Origin of the sequence: Bacillus sp. T2.9-1, from assembly GCF_950097965.1 — a bacterium.
In the GTDB taxonomy this organism is placed as follows: domain Bacteria; phylum Bacillota; class Bacilli; order Bacillales; family Cytobacillaceae; genus Niallia; species Niallia hominis.
Window position 1 is genome coordinate 17,747 of the sequence record NZ_CATNHG010000099.1, and the last position, 19,682, is coordinate 37,428.

Below are 19,682 nucleotides of genomic sequence, written 5' to 3' on the forward strand. Positions count from 1 at the left end.
CCAATTTGCTAAAATGTCTCTTCTTTTTCTAAGCTATTAGTTTTACTAATTGTTTTGGAGTAAGCATAGATTAATAATGTTCCAAGCACTGCTACTGTAGCGATATTTAAACCGCCTGCAACTAGCCCTTGTAAAATAACTTTATTGATAGGTTCTGCATAAATTAGCACATCCAATAGAGGAGCCAGTACGAACCAGCCAATTGCTTGAACGATTATTTGGACAACATTAAATGTAAGTATCTGTTTCCAGCCAAAAATGCCTTCTTTTATGTTTATTTTTTTCCAAGCTAGACCAAACCCAACTCCGACTATTCCAGATACAATGATCCAGCTCCACCAAGGTGAGCCCCATACTAGAATATCTTTTAATGCGTGACCTATAAATCCTATTAGCCCACCTACGACTGGTCCAAATACTACAGACATTAATGCAAGAAAAGCATAGGAGGTTTCAAAGGATGTATTTGGAACTCCTGTAGGAATAGCGGCAAATCTTCCTATAATAATAAATACAGCGGCACCAATCCCAATTGCTACAACATTTTTTGTTGATAAAACGGTTTTTCTTCCCATTTTTTGTCTCCCCCTTATTTTCTATCTATATTATTTTTAATAGAAAAACCGACTTTTTTAACCCTATGTAATCAATTCGATTTACTTCTTCCAATTTACATCATCTCCTATTTTATACATGGCACATACCGTCCCATCACTCCAAAGTCAGACTGAAAACGAATGCTCCCATGTTTCATCCTTCCTCTCATTCATGTGTAGTTAACCTATTATTATGTCACTTTGATTTAAAATAAGCCTTATTATTTGAAAACTTTTATTTTTCTAACAATTAACATTATCTTACAAGATTACAACCTTTCATGCAAGATACCTCTTGGCAATTCGTGTTAGTTAAGAAAGAAATTCAAGAAATCTGTGCGCTCTATTCTATAAAAAAGACCTAAATATACTTGATGTATAGTAAAGGTCTCTTAGTATCCACTTTAAAATAAAAGAAATATTGTTCCTATTGTAATAATCACACAGCCAATCAGTGTGTTTTTCGTTGGCTTTTCTTTTAAGATAATAATGCTTAAAATGACGGTAATGACGACGCTAAACTTATCAATTGGTGCTACGATGGATACTTTTCCAATAGAGATTGCTGCAAAAAAGCAAAGCCATGACAATCCTGTTGCTATTCCTGATATGATTAAGAAAAGATAGCTTTTTCTAGATATTGTTTTTATTTGTGTTTGCGTTCGTTGGAAAAAGACTATTCCCCAAGCAAAAATAATAATAACGATTGTACGAATAAAGGTAGCCACATTTGAATCTACTTCTTCTATCCCAATCTTGGCGAGAATCGCTGTTAATGCCGCAAATACTGCTGATAGCAACGCTAAAAATATGTATGAATTGGAATACGATGTTTCAGCACTCTTTTTAATTTTTCCTATTAAAACAAAAGTTCCTATCGCTATTAGCGTACCGCCGATGACAATTGCCGTCGTCACAGGCTCTCCTAAAAAAACAAACGAAAAAAGAATCGTTAAAATAACACTCGATTTATCAATTGGAACTACTTTTGAAACATCGCCAATTTGGATTGCTTTAAAATAGCATAGCCATGATAGACCTGTTGTTATTCCTGATAAAACAAGAAAGACAAGAGACTTCTTACTAACAAAAAATATACTATCTAATTGTTTCGTAACCAAAACCATTAATAAAGCCATGATTAATACAACAATTGTTCTAATTGCCGTTGCTAAATTTGAATTTACATCTTTAATTCCTATCTTTGCAAATATTCCTGTTAATGCTGCAAATACTGCTGCTAGTAGTGCCAATATAACACTCATTGAATCACCTCTTGATCTATATATTCCTATCTTAGTTTCAATAAGACTCCCGTTTGCTTATCCGTGTAAAATCGTGTTTATTCATACACAGCCCCTCTCGATGAACAATTATTGGGAAAAATACCGTTTTCACTCTTTTTATTCTTACTTCCTGTTTAAATCGGGATAAAATTCCATTGACGGACATACGGTATCTATTATATGATTATTCACTGTGTGAAAGATATCGTTTAACGTGGTTCGAGACCATCCCACGTAAAAAAACTAAGGGAGAGAAAAGCAAAAATGAAAACAAAAACACTTGCAGTTAACGGCTTGGTGGCAGCATTATATGTTGCTGTTACGATTGCAATTGCGCCAATTGCATTTGGAAACATTCAATATCGCGTTTCGGAATTATTTAATCATCTAGTTGTATTTAACAAAAAATATATTTATGGGATTGTCGTTGGCGTATTTTTAGCAAACTTATTCCTTTCAACCATCAAGCTATACGATTTAACTTTTGGGGTTGCTCATTCCATTATTTGTTTGTTAATCACAATTGGTATAAGCAAGTTTGTTAAAAGTCATCTTTTACGAATGATCATTAATACACTTGTATTTACTTTTAATATGTTTATTATTGCCTTTCAATTGCATCTTGCACTTGGATTCCCTTTCTTAATCACTTGGGGAACGACAGCTATTGGTGAATTTGTTGTCATGGCAATCGGAATACCTATTATGCACTTCTTAAATAAACGGATTTCCTTTGGGAAGTTAATGGATTAAATAAACAGATCAAAATAATCTTGCTCATTAAGATTATCTTGATCTTTTTTAGTTTTATTCCTTTTCTTTTATATGAAATATATATTAGTATTTAATATGGACTATTAAAATCCAATCATTCTTTGTTCTCTGAAGGCTTTCACATGGAATAACCCTGTTCCATGAAATAGGAATAACCACATCCATTTTCTGTATTTTTATACTTAAATAAAGTAAATTTAGTATAATTACGCTGTTTCACAAATAATTAAAACAAACTTTTTCAAGAAAATGCTCTTCATTAAAATTCATTTATATAAATCTCTTTAAATATTCGCCAAATATTTTATTCATAACTTTGGGGGTATTTTCTAAATAAACATTAATTTGTTCCATATTTGATTCAAATTTATCAGCGTTTCTTTCATCTGTTGGAAAATCAGATATTCCTTTAATAATAATACATTCAACATTATTCTTCTTACAGATATAAGCAATTGCCCCCGCTTCTGTATCAGCTATTGTTATTTCGTTTTCTTTAAGCTCTAAATAGTCCTTCCACATAACTACTGCTTTATCAGCGGTGCCAATTGTTCCGGTATAAAAACCATTTCCATATTTAGACAAATCTATATCAACTATGAAAGATTGTTTAATAAAAGGCTCGATTTCTTTTACTGTGCAATCATATTGAACGGCTGCATCAGGTACAAAAATATCTAAATTACTGAACCTATCATCAATTCCTGCACATGTTCCAGCAACGATTACTTTCATTAAATTAAATTTAGAAATCATATACTGATTAGCACCAACACCATTTACTTTTCTTACACCAGTACTATAAAAAATAAGTTCGGTATCATTAATAGCTCTAATGAAATACTCCCCATAAGGATAACTAAAGCGTTCATTATCTTTTATGTCGAAATATTCCAATGTCGCTTCAAATTCCCACTTCGTTGCTATACTAATTCCTATCATCACCTTAACACCCTTCCGTCTTTACTCTGTTCACCAACAATTCGTTATCAATATGTAAATATCCTTTTTATTAACTTGCCCCGTCAGTTTACTAAGCTTATAGTAGAAAAAGAGGCTGGGACAAAACTAAATAACTAGTCTTTAAAGACGAACAATCTTTAATTTAGCTCTTAAATAAAACTACTTTCTCATGATGGTTATCAATGTTTTTTAATATAGTTAAGTGTAAAAACTAAGTCGTTCCATTGCGCTACAGACGCACGATGCGCCGGGGAGGAAGCTGAGCCTCCTCGCATGCGCTGCGGGGTCTCAGCCTTTCCTCTATTTCCCGCAGGAGTCGAGCGTCTTCCGCTCCATTACACTTCGTTTTTAAACCTTTTTCTAAAAAAACAAACACGAACTTTTTTGTAATTTAATTACATTATAGTTCGTGTTTGTTGTTGGTTGAAATGCTTATTTCCCAGCCTCTTTTTTACTAGTTTTATATTTCATGTTCTCTCCACAGAAACGGAAGAAATTCAAATTTTTTAATACCTATTATTAGCCGTATCTAATGACTGTTTTAAATTACCTTCTCTTTGGACAATCTCTTGCTCTGCTTGATTTCGTTTTTGCTTGCCTTCTTCTTGGATTTGCAGTGTCTCTTCTAGTGAATTCATCAATTTATACTGTGTTTCTTTTAATGATTCTATTTCCTGCATTGCTGATTGATTTTCATTTGCGATTGTTGCCATCTCTCTTACATTTGATTCTACCCTATTTGTGTTTATTCTCGTTTGCGTTTCCATTGCATACCGCTGTCTTAGAAGCGTTAAAGCAATGGAAACTTGATTTCTCCATAGTGGAATCGCAGTCATAATTGATGACTGAATTTTATCAATCACAGTTCGATTCGTATGTTGAATCAAGCGGATTTGTGGAGCTGTTTGTATGGTAATTTCCCTGCTGACTTTTAAATCGAAAATACGCTTCTCGAGTAATTCAGCAAAGTGAATGAAATCATTTACCTCTTGTAACTTCATCCGATCCCCTGATTCTTCCGCTAACTTTTTTTTCTCAGGAATAAGCTTTTCTGTCATTTCTTCATACTTCATTTCCGCCGCCGCAATATAGACATTCAAATCTTGGAAATATGTTTTATTGTTTTCATACAATTGCTCTAATAGATGAATGTCTGCAGTCAGGACATTTTTGCTGCGCTCAAGACGGACACTCATGCGATCTATTTGCGCACTCGCTTTCTGATAATTAGAAAGGACCTCCTGAACACTTTTAGATGGCCTGCTAAATAATCTGCGAAAAAATCCTTTCTTCTCTACCCGTAATTCATCTGGATTTATTTCATTTAGTCTTTCCATTAATTCGCCAACAACATCGCCTACTTCTCCGACATCTTTTCGCTGAACGTGTTCAATCATCATGTGAGAAAAAGACAGCAATTTCTTCTGAGCTTCTGCTCCATAAGAAATCATAATTCGGTGATTAGTTGGATCAAGCTTAGCCGCCAGTTCATATGCCCGTTTCTGATTTTCTGGTGGCAAAACATCAATAAGGCGAACAGTTTCAGCTGTTTCGCCTTTTTTCATCAACAAATTATTGCTTTCTCCTAAAGGGTCAGAGAAATAATCATTTGAAATAGTTTTCATTTCTCGTTCATCTGTCATTTAGGCCGCCTGCTTTCATCTATCAAATCCTTGTCTTTCTCCTTATAAGAAGTATGCTTTACTACATCTAATTCAAAATGCAAATCATCGATATCATCTGACAGTATTTCATGAAGATCGTCTTCTAGCGTTCTGGAAAGCTGCTCTAATGTTCTTCTTGTATCATTTAAAGTTGCCTGTAATGCCCTGTTCTTTTTGGGTTGAGCTGATAACAGTGCATATTTTTCAGCAATCTCCACTAAAGAATCCAAGTGAGAATAATAAAATTTGTCCGCTTTATAAAAACGGCGTGGCTCTTCCTTCGTTAATCGATAGATTTTCTTTGTGACGCGCATTAAATCAATTCTTTGTTTAAAGGAAGGAAAGTGACGAATGGCAAATACGTGTCGATTTAAACGACTAATTTTCTCATTCGCTTCCTTTAATTGCGTCTGGATAAATTTATATTCCTTTCTTGATAATCCTTGCCTTACCATTGACTGATGCTTGATTACACCATCAGAGATAAAATAAGTAACAGCGGTTGCTGCTATCCCATATGCAACGGAAAGGAAGAAATATTGATCAAATCCCACATAACTAATTAACCATGTTAAAGCACCTACAGGAAAAGAGATGCCTGTTCGCACTAAAAACATTAAAAATGAGTTCACTATAATCGACTCCTGCCTTTGTATCCTTTAATTTTTATACGTTCCTAATCAACATTTGTTTCAAAAATGTACGTTTTATTTAATTCTATTTTAACGTAAACAGGCTATTTTTTGCTATAGACTTTAAATGGAATATTGTCTACGACTAAAGACGTATTTTCTTATACTGTCCCTTACATTATATCTATGTGGAAAAGCATAAAAAAATGATTTGATCCTTTTGATTCTATCAATCTAGACTTATATCGTTGATTTCCATTAGGCATGGTATGTAATAATAGAAATGTTGACATTAATTTTCACATTTACGGAGATGGCAAAAGATACTTTGACTCGAAAAGCAGATTCAGTATCTAGGTTTGGAAAACTGGCGCTTTTCTGTGGTCTAATCCCATTCGAATATACCGACCATACTTAATTAAGGTAGTTCACCAATCAGACATAACTTTGTGAACTAAATGTGAATTACATCACAAACATCTTTATTACGTTGGAAATGGTGATATTATATAAGTGTAGTAAGAAACAAACAAGATCTTGTAAAAAGAAATGTGAAATAGTGAACAATATAATCAGATAACTAATCTTAAGGAGATGGAGTAAAATGTTAGACTTATTAAGAAATAATAAAGTGGTTGCCGGAATTTTAGCGATATTTAGAATTTATCTTGGTTATCAATTTATCCATGCAGGCTATGAAAAAATTACAAGTGGTGGCTTTGACGCAAGTGGATTTTTACAAGGGGCAATTGCAAATAGCACAGGTGATCACCCAGCAGTACAAGGATGGTGGGCAACATTTCTAGAACATATAGCACTCCCAAATGCGGATTTATTCAGTTTCATGGTTCAATGGGGAGAAGTTCTAGTAGGGATCGCACTAATCCTAGGTTTATTCACAAGCTTTGCAACATTGATGGGAATGGTCATGAACTTTGCCTTCTTATTTAGTGGAACAGTAAGCACAAATGGACAAATGATTCTATTAGCAATATTCGTTATCGTAGCAGGTGCAAACGCAGGTAAATTTGGTCTAGACCGATATGCAATGCCATATATCAAAAAGCAATGGAACAATAGAAGAAATAATAAACACAAAAAAGAAACAGCAATTGCGTAAGCAGTTAATAGAAAGAAGTCAGTTACGATTAACATAACTGACTTCTTTTCTTTATGCATTTTAGTTTTTACCCAAGGCGATTTGCCAATTCAGGGCGACGTGCCTTTTTCTCTTTCGGTTCTGTCTTCGTATATGGTGGCTGAATAATCAATGTAATAACAAATGAAATCACACATAATATTGTAATAACCGTAAAGGTTGCATGGAATCCTCCTAGTACTGCTGCAATCATAGATCCAGCAAGTGCTCCGAATCCAAAACCTTGATAGATGATTCCATAGTTTTTACTTTGATTTTTCAGACCAAAGAAATCAGCGACAATGGCCGGATAGACGGTAATTACTCCTCCGAAACAGAATGCAATTGCTGCTACACAGGCAAAGAATAGTGGGAAATTTAATGGCACTACATTTAAAACAGTGACTGCTATAGCAGTTACTACTAATGTTCCAGATACTACTTTAATTCGTCCTACTTTATCAGATAATGCTCCAAGAATAATACGTCCAATTGTATTGAAAATTGCTACTAACGCAACAGCGTTGGCTGCTGTCGCAACATCTAAATTAGCTAAGCTGACACCAATATCTTTGACAATTCCAATTAAATACAGTCCGCTCATACATGCTGTAAAGAAAATAACAAAGAGTAGGTATGCTTGTTTCGTTTTCAGCATTTCCTTCACTGTGTAATTCTTTTGAGCTGTTACTGACGCTGTTTTTGTTTCTACTTCTTGCGCTTCTTTTAAGAGGAATGATCCTCCCACAACCATTGCTAATGCGATAATACCCCAGATTAAAAAGGCTGTTGAAACACCAAATGATTCAATAAAACTTGCATTTAAATATTTGAAAACAAGGCTACCGGTTCCATATGCCCCTACAGAAATACCAGATATCAATCCTTTTTTCTCAGGGAACCATTTAATTAAATTTGATAGGGAAGTAATATATGCAGTACCGTCGGCAAAACCAACGATTACTCCTGCAACAAGATATAACATCCATAAAGAAGATACTTGAGAGCTTAACATTAATCCTCCACCGAGGAAAATTCCAGCGATAGCAATTAAGCGACGCAATCCCCATTTATCTTGTAGCTTGCCTGCAAAAAGAGTAGCAAATGCTAGTGCAAAACTTGTAATCGAAAAAGTAATTGCAGTTGCACTTATATCCCAGCCAAATTTATCAACGAGCGGTTGATTGAATAAGCTCCATGTATAAATGGTTCCTAATCCCATTTGAACAATAATTGTACCAATAACTATAAGAAGGCGACTTCCATTTCGTTCTTTCATTCCGATCTCCTCTTTCTACTCGGTTTATAAACAGTATTTTCTACTATAAAAGGTTGTTTATGCTTTCTATTTATAGTTAAATTATACCGCCTGAAAGCTTTTTGAAACCGGTATCAGAATGAAATGCCCTATATTCGGAATGAATGGTAATTACAGATGCATAAGTTGTCGAAATGCTTTCGCTTTACTTCTGCTAACTGGTATTTCTGCCTTCATATCCTTTAATCGAACGAGATAAGTATGATTAAACCATGGCACAATTTCATGGATTTTCGAAAGGTTCACCGTATAGGATCGGTGGCAGCGAAAAAAAGTATCCTGTGGCAATTTATCGTGAAAATCAGAAATGCTCATTTGCATCATATATTCTTCTGATTTTGTATAAACTACTGTTACTTTTTCACTTGCTTCTGCAAAATAAATATCATTTACATCTGTCACAATAATATTTTCATTTTTGCGCAGATTGATACGACGATTTACCTCTGTTGTGACTTCTTCTGATCCCTTACTTTCCCTTTGATATGCTGATTCTAATTTTGCAAGCATCGCTGCTATACGCTTTTCTTCGTAGGGCTTTAAAATATAATCAAATGCTTCTAATTCAAAAGCCTGTGCTGCATGCTCCTTATAGGCTGTCGTGAAAATAATATAAGGCTTTTTGGCAAATTTACTAATATTGCTTGCTAAGAGCATTCCATCTAAAGACGGAATATTAATATCCAAGAAAATGGCATCGACTTCATTCTCTTGTAAAAATTTAAGCACATCTAGACCATCCTCAAATGAGGCAACAATTTCAATCCTGCTATGTGTCTGAATTAAATATTCTAATTCGTCTTTTGCTGGAATTTCATCCTCTACAATTATTGCTTTCATGCTATCACCTTCGTTATATCAAAATAAACTTCCGTACCTGGCTCTAATCTTCGAATGACTAAGCCTGTTCCATAGGTTAATTTTACTCGTTGATGGACATTCGTTAAACCGATCTGTTTTGATGATACTTCTTCTTTCGCGAGGCGATCAATTACTTCCTGAGCAATACCTTCGCCTGTATCTCGTACACTAACGCGAACCTTTTCTCCTAAATCTTTGACTGCAATTGTGATAACTCCAGGTCCCTTCCGCTTTAAAATTCCATGAACAACAGCATTTTCCACTAATGGTTGGATAAGCAGACTTGGAAGCTTAATATGGGTATCATCTATTTCATAGTTCACTTGTAGCCTATTCCCAAAACGCGCTTTTTCAATTTGGATATAGTCTCTTACTTGCTGAAGGGCTAGCTGTATATCAATAAGCTCTTCTCCTACCTCTAAGTTATAGCGCATATACCCTGATAAATTAATTATCAATTCTCGTGCTTTTTCTGGATTGCGACGGGTCGTTGAAGCAATTGCATTTAGAGCATTGAATAAGAAATGTGGATTGATTTTTGTCTGTAAAGCTTTAAGTTCCGCTTTATTTGCCTCTTCCTTCATTTGTTCTACTCGTGAAACTTCCATAAGGGTAGAGATAATTTGTGCTAAGCCAATCGCCATCGTTTGGAGCGTATTTGTAATCGTATAGGCCTTTCGATAATAGATTTTCAAGGTACCGGTTACAACGCCCCTTTCTTCCAATGGAATAACCAATAAACAATGAATTTGTGGGGTGTGATGGTCAGCGATATTATTTCGGATTGTGATTTTCCCACTTCGAATCGTGTCTTTTGTTAAATCACTAATAATTTCTTGGCCAATTTTGTATTTCTCTTCTCCAAATCCAACATATGCAAGAACATCCTTTGTGTCCGTTATTGCCACGGCATCAGCCTGAATATCCTCTTTAATAATGGTACAAATGGTACGTAAGGAATTTCCATTAATGGAACGGAAATACGGCAATGTTTTATTAGCAATATTAAGGGCTAGCTGTGCCTGCTGTGCAGCAATTCTTTCTTTTTCCCCTTCCACACTAGCAATCATTAAGACAATTAACCCGATACTAACTTGTCCTAAAATCATCGGCAAGGCAATTTTGGATACAATGTCTAGTCCTAAATCAAAGGGATCTGCAAAGAATAAAATCAGAATCATTGTTAATATTTCACATAGCATTCCCGCCACAATCCCATATATCCAACGACTATTCTTTTTCACCTGATGATGAATGTAGCCTGATACTACACCTGCTAAAATACTTGTTATTAAACAAGGAACAGAGGTTACTCCTCCAATATCAATTAAGTACCGATGTACACCTGATACAGTCCCTGTTACTATCCCAACCCATGGACCAAACAAGATACCACCTGACATTATCGCAATTATTCGGATATTCACAATCGAACCTTCTACTTCAATACCGGAATAGGTACCAAATAGGGCAAATGCACAGAATATCAGCGTGATTAACGTTAACTCTGTTGGGGAATGATGATCCTTTTGCAACGTTTCTTTGAATTTTGGAACTCTAGTCATAAAAAATAAGGTTAAAAGTAAAAGTGCAGCTCGCTCAAATAACTGAATAAGCATTTGTAATTCAAGGGAAGAGTCCATTCTTCTTCCTCCTTCTGTTTTAAAATCTTTGGTGTTTGTAACGAAATTATATCGTTTATTTTCCATCACAGTAAAATGAATGTTTCGTTATAAAAGAGCCTACTATTAAAAATAACTTTTGACGAACCATTTCTTATCAATTAATAAAGAAAGCATTATCTAACGTGCTGATTTCTCCACTTTCCACATCTATAAAGTAATCACAGTCTAATTTTCCGCATAGAAACCACTTTTTATCATGTGCATCATACACATAGTAGGGAGTTAGCGTGAAATATGGCTTTAGCTTATCAAAAGCTTCCTCTTTACTCACCTTCATCTCAATCGTTTCTTCTTGTTTCGCATCCATTATTTCATCCCATAATTCCTTCTTGTTCATATAATTTACTACCTCTCCATCTGTATCTAGAAAAACGATTAGCTTCCCTGGAAAAAGCGTTGAAGCAGTACTTTGCTCTAGGTATGCATGCAAATAGGAATTTTCCCGAGATAAATAAGTAAGTGTCCATTTCCCTGAATCATTCGGATACTTCATGCGCAAAAAATCTGTTACTTCTTGGATGCATTTTTCTGCAAGTTCATCCGTGATTGGCAAGGAGTCTGGATGCTTCACTTTTAAATAAGCATCCTCTACACTCACTTCATCCTCCCAATGTAAGAACTTTCTCTTAAAGCAATCCTTCTTTGTTTTCTGCCATTTGATTTCTTTGTTGAAATTTTTTTGAAAACCAACATGCTGCTGCATAAATGGCAGCTTACCTTTATCATCATTTCTGATGTATGTTTCTTCTACTCCATATACGATTTTCCTACCATCCTCTTCAGGAAAATTAGCTAAAACAACCTGTTCTCTCGCTATATCCTCTATGGCATCTAGCGATAAGGAATATTCTTCCTCTAATTCTTTCTTATTCGTTAACACACTTATATTTTGCGAATAGAATGTTAACTCTCCGTTTTCATTAAACTCTACATTTATCGAACAAGATGGGGATAACGGAACACCATTCCACTGTTCCTCAAAATAATACCTCCTTTCGTCTGTTTGCTTGCAAACAAAATCTTTCTCAATACTTAACCCAGTGAAAGCAGTGAGCCAATCCTTCACCTCTTTTATATCTTTATATGCAAAAACAACTCCATTTTCCGCATAGGTCACCCCCTGTACAAAAATAACAGATTGGAACTCCTTTGTATGGATGTTTATATCGATAGAAGCTGTCCCTTCAGGATTCTCCTCATCTGTCCAATCGGCATATATATTAGGAAACCATTCCATATTTAAGAGATACAATGTCTCCCCATCTAACATTATCCTTCTAAATAATCGATACCTCCCTAGGTAATATTCCGCTAGTCCCCATTGTTTTTTTGCCAAGTCTACTAGTTCTTTAATCCGCGCGTCCATTTTTCTTTCCCCTTTACTATTATTTTATCTCACTACCTCATTTATCGCATCACATACATCATCTGCCAACATTCCGTAAGGTCCCTTTTGGGCAGCTGCCGCATCCCCTGCCAACCCATGAATATAGACACCTAAGCGAGCGGCTTCTCTTTCCCTTAAGCCTTGTGCTAGTAAACCAACAATCACTCCTGTTAATACATCTCCTGTTCCACCTGTCGCCATCCCATTATTCCCAGATGTATTCACATACGTATCTTCAGTACCCTCTGTTACGATTGTTCTTGCATCCTTTAATACACATGTTAGCTTCTTTTCTGCCGCGAATTTTTCTGCTACTTCGATAATATCATCTGCAATCTTGGGAATTGGTTTACCAGTGAGGCGAGACATCTCTCCTACATGTGGGGTCATAATAATTTTTTGTTCATGATCGTGCAAAAGCTCCGGTTCCTTGGCGACAAGTGTAATGGCATCAGCATCTATCACTAGCGGAACTTTGCTAATAGACAGAACTTTGCTTAACAAATATTTAGCTTCCTCTGATATACCCATTCCAGGTCCTATTACAATGGCACTCGCCCAATTAATGGCCTCTGTTAGCCAGTCTCCATCTAGTTGACTTCTTTGATATGTCGTTACAATGGATTCTGGAAGCAAGGTTTGAAGTATTTGTCGATTTTCTTCTGGAGTCACGATTCTTACTAGACCTGCTCCCATCCGATAAGCTGCTTTTGCAGAAAAATAAGCTGCACCACTCATATTTTTTGACCCAGCAACCACTAGTATTTTCCCATATGTACCTTTATTAGAATAAGATTGCCGTCTCGGAATTCTCTCTAAATCCTTCCTTGTATAGGTATATATTTTAGGAAATCTTCCTTCAAATCCCCTAGCCGTAATCCCAATATCTTTGACCTTCACAACCCCAGCATAATCTGCTCCAGGATAAAGGACTAAACCTAATTTGCGAAATGCAAATGTTACTGTTCGTGTCGCTTTTATAGCGTTTCCCATCACTTTTCCATTATCTGCTGAAATACCTGAAGGAATATCTACAGAGAGGATTTCCCCTTCAGCTTGATTTACTTGCTCTATTATCTCTAGGTATTTTCCACTTAACGGACGTGATAACCCAATTCCAAACAAGGCATCCACAATCGTTGTGTATGGATTATTCTCTATCTTTTTTTCTGAGCTTACCCCATAATACTCGGCTATTTTCTGTTGCTGTTTATTTTCTGTTGTTCGTTTCTGTTCATCTCCTACAAATAAAACATCCACCTTAATATTTTGTAAATGCAATAACCTTGCCACTGCATACCCATCTGCCCCATTATTCCCAGAACCACATACAACGAGTACTCTAGTTAAATCAAATGAGTCCAATTCTTCGACAACAGAAAGAGCAGCTCTTTCCATGAGAACCATAGATGGCATGCCAATTTTTTGAATCGTCGTTACATCACATCTTTTCATTTCTTCACAATTCAGTAAATATTCCATCCTTCTCCACACTTTCTAAAAATTCCTAATTACGAATTACCATATCATTTATGATATTACCTTCTATTTCCCCCATATATTTTCCTCCTATAAGAAGGAATCAATCTTACCTCCCATTAAGCAGAAAAAAAGTACCCCTTCTAGAAGGATACTTTTTAGCTACGCTTATTGTCTTTTCTTCGTTTTTTTATTATTTAATTTCTCCGCTGCTGTTAATGGCTCATTTGCAAATTCATGGTCAAATTGACGAGATGTATCATCCTGCACTGCTTGTTTCGCATTTTTATTTTTATTTTTTGCCATGATTGTCACCTCCACCTTTTATTCTTTCTTGACCCAATAGAAATATGTAAGAGGAATTGTGAAATTTTTGCGACAAAAAAAGAGACTTCCTACCATGCTATTTAATGCATTCGAAGTCTCTGTCTGTTATTTGCCATGCGTCACTATTTTTACTTTTTGCTTAATGGTTGTTCTAAACACATTTCCTTTTTTATAGGCTATTCCTGTTGCTACTAACAACAACATACCGGTGACGATAAAAACAGATTGTGCAGGGAAAATCCCTCCAAGAAATCCTCCTATCATCGGTCCAAACATTCCGCCTAGCTGAGTTGCTGTTTGGTTAAGACTAAATGCTCTGCCACGGAAATTCTCTGCTGTTGATTTTACAACCAATCCATTCAATGCTGGAAAAACAGCACAAAAGAAAAGGCCAAAAATAAAACGAGTAATCGAGAAGCCCCAAATATTGCTGAATATTATTTGCGAGAATGTTCCAAGTCCTCCACCTAATAATCCAATAAATAAGATACGATTAAATCCAACCTTATCCGCCCATTTCCCCCAATATGGTGCCATGATGACACTTGCAATACCAGGAAGTGAGAAGATAATCCCCGCTAATAAGGAAGCTTTATCCATCGACCCACCAACCTCTAAAATATAAAGAGGGAGAATCGGTTCAATGGTCATAATAGAACAAGATGTGACCACTGTTAATAGAAGTACTAGCATAAGGGGTCTATTGGAAAAGGCTATTCGCAAGTCATTTCTTACAGATCCTTTTTCTTTACTTGGCGAAAAATTATCCTCTTTTACCCAGAAAATAATCAAGAATGTTGCAATGAAAACAAGAAGTCCTGCACTCGCAAAGGATAGCCGATTTCCAACTAATTGCGAAAGTACGCCTCCAATTAGTGGTCCCATTATACCTCCTGATGCAGATGCTGTAGAGATCATCGACAAAGCATACCCTGTTTTATCTGAAGGGGTATTCGTTCCAATTAATGCAATTGCTCCAGGAATAAAACCAGATAATAACCCTTGCATTATTCGAAGTACTAATAATTGGTATGGGTTCGTAACAAAAGCGGCTAAAGTATATACCACAAAAAGCACAAATCCAGCTCGAATAATCATCGGTTTTCTTCCATATTTATCTGCTAGCCTTCCCCAAAATGGAGAAGCAAATGCTCCTGCAAAAAACGCTGCACTAAACAATAATCCGGACCAAATTTCTGTGTTTTCGTGAACATTTAATTCTAGAAGAAAAATTGGCAAAAAGGGAATTACCATGTTAAATGATGCAGAGGTAAAGAAAACCCCTATCCATAAAACAAGTAAATTCCGCTTCCAAATTTCCATTTAGTATCGCTCTCCTAAGACATCAGCAATCAAGTACCAAGCCAATGAGATTTATTTTCCTCCATCATAGCATACTACCATTTATTTTTATACCCGAAATTTTTATTATCCGAAAAAATAATAACTGCAAAAGGTACCCGTAGCTAGACACTGAATGAACTTTAAAAACGTATACTTCTTAACCATTAAAAAAGTTGAGAAACTTTATCTCGTTTCTCAACTTTCCAACATTACTAAATTTTAAATTCCTTCACTAGTCCATTTAACTCTACTGCTAAATTAGATAATTCATGTGAACTATCGGCAAGCTCTTGCATCGAGCTGCTTGTTTGTTGAACAGAAGCAGATGTTTGCTCAATACCTGCAGCAGCTTCCTCTGAAATAGCTGCTATATCTTCAATAGAACGATTCATCTCTTTACTTGTTTCTAAAATGGAAGCGAGATTTTCTGAAACAACTTCAATGCTATTTGCCATATCGTTTACAGCATTTTTTATTCCATTAAATGTTGCACCCGTAGTTTTGATTTGTTCCGTACCTTTCATTACCTCTTCGTATCCACCTTGTAAAGACTCCGTAACAACACTTGACTCTTTTTGAATACTACCTACGATGTTTGTAATGTCTGTGACGGAGAATGCAACTTGTTCTGCAAGCTTCCTTACTTCATCCGCTACCACTGCAAACCCTCGCCCATGCTCTCCTGCTCGTGCTGCTTCAATTGCTGCGTTTAAAGCAAGTAAATTTGTTTGATCGGCAATTCCTTTAATGACGGAAACTAGCTTCGATATTTCCTGAGACTGTGTATCCAAGCCGCGGACCTTTTCCACAGATTCCTTCATAATTTTATTGATATTATTCATTTGCTCAATAGACGATTCCATTAATTGACTTCCATCATTCGTCATGCCGAGCACTTTATTAGATGATTGATAAATTAACTCCCCTTGTGTATATGCATCACCTATTGTGCCAGAAAAGGATTCCATAGATGCTGCTAAAGCACTTGCCGTATTCGCTTGGCTTTCAGCTCCAGATGATAATTCCTGCATAGTAGTCGCTACTTGCTGGCTTCCGGCAGTCACTTCATTCGTAGATTGGGACAAGTTCTCACTCTGTTTGTTAACAGTGATTGATACTTCTGATATCTTTTGGATGACCATTCGAAGGTTACTACTCATTTTATTCATGGACTGAGCAAGTTTTCCTATCTCATCCTTGCCTTGATAATTAATGTTTTCAGCTGTTAAATTACCATTCGCAATCGTATCACTAACTTGAACAACTTGCTTTAAATTACGAGAAATAATCCGACTTATAATGATAATTAAGATTGTACCAATAATTAGTGCCGTTATCATCGAAATAATTAACGTTTTCGTTGCAACACTCGCACTATTAACCGCATCGCTTGCTGCTTTGGTACGACTAACTTGTACCAATTCTTGCAGTTTATCCAAAGCCGTTATCGTTCTATTACGCATCGTTGTATTCGTTAGGCTTAATGAATTAATAGCAGAACGATCATTTGCTTGCATAGCAGGGATAATTTGATCGTTAAATAGTTCATTCATTTTCTGATCACGATCGACGATTTCATCAAATAAAGCTTGCTCTTCCTCATTTCGGATATCTTTTTTAATCTCTTCTTGATATTCATTAAATTTCGTAATGCTCACTTGATATTCGTCTACATAGGAAGGATTTTGATAGTCGAGATAATTTAAGATACTAATACTCTTTTCACGAGTAATAGACCCCATCTCTGTTATAAGAAGTGCTCTTTCATCGGTTTTATTCAATTGCTCAATACTGTCATTAATATGGATTAAACGTGTCGTTACTAGAATTGTTGTAATGGTTAAGAGTGCGAAAACAAGCAATAAAGTAAATCCATATTTCCAACCGATTGATACATTATTTAACTTATGTAGCTGACGATTATTTAATTTTAACTTTTCAAAAATCTTAAACTTCCCATTTCTTACCTTGCTAGATTTCTTAGGTTTTTTTTCTTTCTTTGGACCAGTTATTTTTGGTTTTCTAAACTTTATTTTTGCCATTACCAGTTCTCCCCCTTGTAGATTTGGGACCACTTTTACTAAATTTATCTTCTCTTTACTGTTTATAAAAAAATTCTAATATATTCCAAAATAGTAATTTTGATTCTTTATGATTACTCCCTCCTCTTTCAAAAAAATAATATGCTCTGTTTGTGTCTTCATCTATTTCATTACCCTACCGCTAACTAGTAAAATAGAATTAGATTCGCTAAAAACATGGTACTTTTTTACTTTGTATGTACAATATTAAAGTAATTTACAGAATAATTCAATTTTATTTACAAATAATATATCGGACTTTTTGCTCAATTGTTTATATTTAAATATTTTTTTATGATAATATTTATTTTTTTCAAACTGTTTTCCTATTAAAAAATAAAAACTGTGATCAAACTTTTTTTAAAAGTTTAACCACAGTCTAAAATTTATTATAAATAAAGAACCATTAATGCTTCATCATAATATTTCCCACTAATTTTTAATGCTTTTCGGTCAATTCCATATGTTTCAAATCCTAAGGATTCATATAATTTTTTGGCCGCTATATTATTTGTTACTACTTCTAAATATAGCTGTTCTATGTCATGTAACTCCATTGCTTTATTAATGGCTATTTGCACTAATTGCTTGCCGACTCCTTTGCCCCTGTGTAAAGGGGTAACATAGGCTGCATATAAATGGCCACGATGATTCATTTTTTGTTTCCCATCTTTCATTAAGGTTAAGACACCGATTAGATGATTTTCCGCAAATGCCCCGAAGACATAAGCAGATGAATCCGTTAAGCGGTTCTCTGTTCGACTAATGGGATAGTCTTTTTCTTCCTCATAGCTTGACCCAAATGCTTCAGGATTTGTCTTCAGAGCCTCTAATCTTAGTGCAAAGTATGCTTTAGCATCACGGAGGTGTAATTGCCTGATTTCCATTTGACTCTCTCCCTATCTGTGTAAAACTTTCTTTCGAAATAGATGGAGCTACAGCATTTATTTCTGGCTTTTGTTTTTTCCGCTCAGCCCTTGGTTGTTTAAAGACTACTCCCACTTTTACTTGCTGAACCTCTTTTACCCCTTGTACAATCAGCTGCATCGCAAAAATGGCAATAATAAAGGGAACAAGTATAAATAAATACCAGTACCGTCCAGAAGCAAGTGCGCTTCTGCCAACCTGTCCTATTAATCCAGACCATTCATAGGTAGAGGATTTAGGAGGATCTGAAAACATAGGATCCATGGATAATTTTGTACCTCCAAAGAAATAATCAAAAATGCCTAAATGCATAAAGATTAATAGCACTTGGATAAATTGCTGTCCAAAAAGAATGGTAAGTCTTGGGCCTAAATGGGGGAGAATATGGCGAATAAAAATTTGAAATTTCCCACCACCCATAACTCTAGCACTTGCGATAAATTCATAATCAAGTACACGATTGATTTCTTTTCCTAATAATACAGTGGTTAAAGGGACAACTAGTAAAGTCAAAATCATCGTTTCTAAAAAGACTCTTTCCCAAAAGGAATAGCTGAATCCGTCAAAAGTTGGTAATAGAATCGGTCTTAGCAAAATATAGGCAAGCAAGCTTAATGGCATAAAGTGAATTGAATCCACCATCTTTGCCAGCCATTGCTGTACTTGAGATTTCACAAAAAATGAATAAACTATAGCAAGCAATAATCCACCAACAACACGCAAAAATGCTATAAGCAGGGCAAAAAATAGGGTATACTTTGCGCCAATAACAATTTGATCATAGATACTATAGCCAAGTCTATCAGAACCAAAGAAAAAAGGTTCTGTTGGTGCAAACGGCATGGCAGCAAGGAGGGTCGCTCCATCTTCTGCATACAGTAAGCGCATTTGGTCGACATGATTATTAGTTGTGACAGAGTAAAGAATGCTATACCCAATTACGATGATAAAAAACAAGCTCCCCACTGCAAATTTCCAGTTCTTCATATGGATGCCAAACGTCTTGCCTACCCACATTACTGGACGAAGCAAAGAAAGGCTTTTCCAGCTAAACCGTTGGAATCCGTCCTTTAAATTGATTAAAAATACCTTAAAGGAGCATTCCTGTTAGAAGGATTTTCGGGGACTTGAACAAAAAGAGCCCTCTTGGTATGATGCGGGGTGTCAAATCGTCGACGAAATGACCCCTAATTTGTAACCAAGGAGGACTCCATAATGGA

General features: G+C 35.6%; 17 protein-coding genes and 1 riboswitch. Of the genes, 2 read left to right on the forward strand and 15 right to left on the reverse strand.

Annotation, left to right across the window (positions count from 1 at the left end; genetic code table 11):
• Positions 1-8: 8 nt before the first annotated feature.
• The gene (locus tag QQZ16_RS14305) at positions 9-575 is read right to left on the reverse strand and encodes an ECF-type riboflavin transporter substrate-binding protein (protein ID WP_235252033.1); all 567 of its coding nucleotides are present in this window, start codon (positions 573-575) and stop codon (positions 9-11) included.
• Between the two features lie 425 nt (positions 576-1,000).
• Positions 1,001-1,861: an EamA family transporter gene (locus QQZ16_RS14310; RefSeq protein ID WP_031539216.1), complete on the reverse strand. Its 861-nt coding sequence runs from the start codon at positions 1,859-1,861 to the stop codon at positions 1,001-1,003.
• 229 nt (positions 1,862-2,090) lie between these two features.
• Positions 2,091-2,135, forward strand: a riboswitch (PreQ1 riboswitch).
• A gap of 11 nt (positions 2,136-2,146) precedes the next feature.
• Here QQZ16_RS14310 and QQZ16_RS14315 point away from each other — a divergent pair.
• Positions 2,147-2,635, forward strand: coding sequence for a QueT transporter family protein (locus QQZ16_RS14315; RefSeq protein ID WP_031539217.1), 489 nt, complete (start codon positions 2,147-2,149; stop codon positions 2,633-2,635).
• Between the two features lie 291 nt (positions 2,636-2,926).
• Here the strand turns inward: QQZ16_RS14315 and QQZ16_RS14320 are convergent, their stop codons facing one another.
• The 3 genes from QQZ16_RS14320 to QQZ16_RS14330 form a co-directional block, all read right to left on the reverse strand.
• A complete protein-coding gene (locus QQZ16_RS14320) occupies positions 2,927-3,598 on the reverse strand; it encodes a 5'-methylthioadenosine/S-adenosylhomocysteine nucleosidase family protein (protein ID WP_031539218.1) in 672 nt (223 codons plus the stop codon).
• Between the two features lie 527 nt (positions 3,599-4,125).
• Positions 4,126-5,262 (reverse strand): toxic anion resistance protein, encoded by a 1,137-nt coding sequence (locus QQZ16_RS14325; RefSeq protein WP_031540289.1) that lies wholly within the window; start codon positions 5,260-5,262, stop codon positions 4,126-4,128.
• Positions 5,259-5,915, reverse strand: coding sequence for a 5-bromo-4-chloroindolyl phosphate hydrolysis family protein (locus QQZ16_RS14330; RefSeq protein ID WP_031540291.1), 657 nt, complete (start codon positions 5,913-5,915; stop codon positions 5,259-5,261). Before QQZ16_RS14330 ends, QQZ16_RS14325 begins: the two co-directional genes overlap by 4 nt.
• A gap of 604 nt (positions 5,916-6,519) precedes the next feature.
• Between QQZ16_RS14330 and QQZ16_RS14335 the strand changes: the two genes are divergently transcribed.
• Positions 6,520-7,035, forward strand: coding sequence for a DoxX family protein (locus QQZ16_RS14335; RefSeq protein ID WP_251628371.1), 516 nt, complete (start codon positions 6,520-6,522; stop codon positions 7,033-7,035).
• Between the two features lie 67 nt (positions 7,036-7,102).
• On the opposite strand, the gene QQZ16_RS14340 is transcribed toward QQZ16_RS14335, so the two are convergent.
• The 10 genes from QQZ16_RS14340 to QQZ16_RS14385 all read right to left on the reverse strand — a co-directional run bounded on the left by QQZ16_RS14340 (position 7,103) and on the right by QQZ16_RS14385 (position 19,479).
• Entirely contained in the window at positions 7,103-8,332 is a 1,230-nt protein-coding gene (locus tag QQZ16_RS14340; protein WP_031536148.1) for an L-lactate MFS transporter, read from the reverse strand.
• Between the two features lie 150 nt (positions 8,333-8,482).
• Positions 8,483-9,211 (reverse strand): LytR/AlgR family response regulator transcription factor, encoded by a 729-nt coding sequence (locus QQZ16_RS14345; protein WP_031536147.1) that lies wholly within the window; start codon positions 9,209-9,211, stop codon positions 8,483-8,485.
• The gene (locus tag QQZ16_RS14350; RefSeq protein ID WP_031536146.1) at positions 9,208-10,875 is read right to left on the reverse strand and encodes a sensor histidine kinase; all 1,668 of its coding nucleotides are present in this window, start codon (positions 10,873-10,875) and stop codon (positions 9,208-9,210) included. The genes QQZ16_RS14345 and QQZ16_RS14350 overlap by 4 nt, the downstream gene beginning before the upstream one ends.
• A 136-nt stretch (positions 10,876-11,011) precedes the next feature.
• The gene (locus tag QQZ16_RS14355) at positions 11,012-12,283 is read right to left on the reverse strand and encodes a hypothetical protein (protein ID WP_031536145.1); all 1,272 of its coding nucleotides are present in this window, start codon (positions 12,281-12,283) and stop codon (positions 11,012-11,014) included.
• A gap of 24 nt (positions 12,284-12,307) precedes the next feature.
• Positions 12,308-13,759, reverse strand: coding sequence for an NAD(P)H-hydrate dehydratase (locus QQZ16_RS14360; RefSeq protein ID WP_251628369.1), 1,452 nt, complete (start codon positions 13,757-13,759; stop codon positions 12,308-12,310).
• A gap of 192 nt (positions 13,760-13,951) precedes the next feature.
• On the reverse strand, positions 13,952-14,089 hold the full coding sequence (gene sspO / locus QQZ16_RS14365) for a small acid-soluble spore protein O (RefSeq protein ID WP_031536143.1): 138 nt from the start codon (positions 14,087-14,089) through the stop codon (positions 13,952-13,954).
• A 126-nt stretch (positions 14,090-14,215) separates the two neighbouring features.
• Positions 14,216-15,433 (reverse strand): MFS transporter, encoded by a 1,218-nt coding sequence (locus QQZ16_RS14370; protein WP_031536142.1) that lies wholly within the window; start codon positions 15,431-15,433, stop codon positions 14,216-14,218.
• Positions 15,434-15,666: 233 nt separating this feature from the next.
• Positions 15,667-17,496: a methyl-accepting chemotaxis protein gene (locus QQZ16_RS14375; protein ID WP_031536141.1), complete on the reverse strand. Its 1,830-nt coding sequence runs from the start codon at positions 17,494-17,496 to the stop codon at positions 15,667-15,669.
• 428 nt (positions 17,497-17,924) lie between these two features.
• Positions 17,925-18,422 carry a GNAT family N-acetyltransferase gene (locus QQZ16_RS14380; RefSeq protein WP_284561440.1) on the reverse strand — a complete coding sequence of 166 codons (498 nt, stop codon included), beginning with the start codon at positions 18,420-18,422 and terminating at the stop codon, positions 17,925-17,927.
• A complete protein-coding gene (locus QQZ16_RS14385) occupies positions 18,394-19,479 on the reverse strand; it encodes an ABC transporter permease (protein WP_284561441.1) in 1,086 nt (361 codons plus the stop codon). Before QQZ16_RS14385 ends, QQZ16_RS14380 begins: the two co-directional genes overlap by 29 nt.
• Positions 19,480-19,682: the final 203 nt, after the last annotated feature.